At 42.3% G+C, this 2,420-nt stretch carries 2 protein-coding genes; one reads left to right on the top strand and one right to left on the bottom strand.

All coding sequences use genetic code 11. The features are described from left to right. On the top strand, positions 1-213 hold a 213-nt coding region (locus tag VN105_RS22105), incomplete at its 5' end, for a hypothetical protein (RefSeq protein ID WP_325644287.1). Between the two features lie 91 nt (positions 214-304). On the opposite strand, the gene VN105_RS22100 is transcribed toward VN105_RS22105, so the two are convergent. After that, on the bottom strand, positions 305-2,420 hold a 2,116-nt coding region (locus VN105_RS22100), incomplete at its 5' end, for an ABC transporter permease (protein WP_325644285.1).

Below are 2,420 nucleotides of genomic sequence, written 5' to 3'. Positions count from 1 at the left end.
CCCATGGAACTTATTAAGCACAGCTTGTTTGAAAATAACACCGGTACCGTCATTGCGGTACTTACTTATTCGTTTCAGCAGAAAGGCGATCAAACGTTATTAACCGGGCAGGAAGAATTAATTAAGGGATTAGATCAGGCAGCATATGACGACGCCAACGAAGGCTGGGACCTGGCGCTGGACGCTGTAAAGCGAATTGCAGAATCGCTATAAAAAGAGATCCCGTTTGCAACCACCCAACAAACAAGCCCAACAGCCTCCGTTTGTTGCTGAAACATAGAAAGGGATTTTAAAACAAACGATATCACTCTGCTTTCAAACTCTTCACAGGATCAGCCACTGCCGCTTTTATTGCCTGGTAGCCAACTGTAAGCCATGCGATCACTTCAGAAACGAGAATAGTTAATAAAAATATCCCGATGCCGATATTTATCCTGTATGCAAAGTGTTCCAGCCAGCGATGCATTAAATAATAGGACAATGGTGCGGCGATTAAAAATGCAATACCAATAAGCAGTGTAAATTCCTTCGACATCAGATGAACAATGTTGATCACCGATGCGCCCAGCACTTTTCTGATGCCTATTTCCTTGGTACGCTGTACTGCCATAAATGAAACAAAGCCATACAAGCCAAGGCAGGAAATAAATATGGCGATGCCTGCAGCTATTTTATATAATTGGGAGAGTTGGTTTTCCTGCCTGTAAAAGCTGGCGATCTTATCATCGAGGAACTGGTATTCATAAACAAGGTCGGGATTGGTTTTGCTCCAGAGTTTTTCTATTGCCGCCAGAGTTTCCTTAGTACTTTTCGGCTGCATTTTTATGTTGATCAGCCGGTATACCATTTTGAACGAACCAAGCACGATAGGCGTCCTTTCGCTTTTCAGTGAATAGCCGTTAAAATCTTTCACTACGCCTACAACAGGGGCCACCATATTTCCTTCCCAGAAGTTTATCTTTTTGCCTATAACATCATCGGGATTTTTAAAGCCCAACTTTCTCACCATCATTTCATTTACCACAAACCCATTTACCGTATCGGCCTGGTTATACGGCATTCCGGCAATGAACCGGATCCCATATGTTTTAAAGTAGTCGGCATCCGCCCATTTAAAATCGGCCTTGAAGCCTGATTTTTTCACGGCGTTATCAAATTTAAAATCACTGTCCCAACCTGCTTTATCCATAGGGCTGAACGCGCTGAAACTTACATTTTTCACGCCAGGCAGTTGCATCAACTCCAATTTAAGGGCGTCCATTTTAGACTGTCCCGTAGAGTCGTGCGCGAAAGGCACCATCACGATGGCATCTTTATCAAAACCCATAGGTGCATTCTGAAAAAACTTCATCTGGCTTACAATAACTATTGTTCCCATAATCAAAGCCTGGGCAATCGCAAACTGGAAAACCACCAGCACTCTCCGCATAGAAATCCCGCCTGCAGTATTGTTGGTAAATTTACTTTTCAGCACAGTAATGGGATTAAAGCCGGATAAAACGATTGCCGGATAAAAGCCTGATAAAAATGTAACAACAATGATAATGGCGCATAGAAATGCTATTAAAGGAAAACTGAACTGTATGCTCAGTGGTGTTTGTAAGAGATTGTTAAGGATTGGCAGCGCAAGGAATGCAAACAATATTGCAATAACCACCGAAGCAATCGCAATGAGAAAGGTTTCACTTAAAAACTGGATAATCAGTTGTTGCTTACTGCTACCCAAAACCTTCCTGATGCCTACTTCTTTTGAGCGGGTTACCGATTGTGCAGTAGCAAGATTTATGAAGTTTATACAGGCAATAATTAAAAGGAATAAACCTATCAAACTTAATGCAGTAGTCAGTTCCCGGCTGAATGTGCTTCCCCGGTAAGTTCCAAACTCGCTTTCATAATGTATATTGCTTAGCGGTTGTAATATATAACCCTGGTTCGCATATTCAACAGGCGTATGTCTTTTTACAAAAGCTTTAAGGTCGTTATTGAAATGCTGTGCCGACATATTTTCCGGAAGCACCAGGAAGGTGTTCAAAGATCCATCCTGGCCAATCCAGTCTGTTAACATATCTTCATGACCGGTACTTTTAAAAGAAAGTACAATATTCAGGGGAAAGTCGGTATTAGCAGGCGCATTTTTGAGAATGCCCGTTACCTTGCAAACCAGGTCATCATTATACTTAATGAATTTGCCCAGCGCATTATGCCAATCCCCAAAATACTTATTGGCTGTTTCCTGTGTAAGCACAACTGTATTGGGTTCGGACAAGGCATTTTTTGCATTGCCTGCAAGGAATGGGAAATTGAATATGTCGAAAAATTCAGGTTCGGCAAAAAGTACATTCTCTTTAAATTTCTCCCGGGAGGCATCCGCTTTATCGTCCAGCACAGTTATCCGCTGGGCTTCCCGTCCGTACACCCTG

The sequence above is a fragment of the Chitinophaga sp. genome, from assembly GCF_035564935.1.
Classification (GTDB): domain Bacteria; phylum Bacteroidota; class Bacteroidia; order Chitinophagales; family Chitinophagaceae; genus Chitinophaga.
This window is presented reverse-complemented; position numbering and strand designations above follow the sequence as displayed.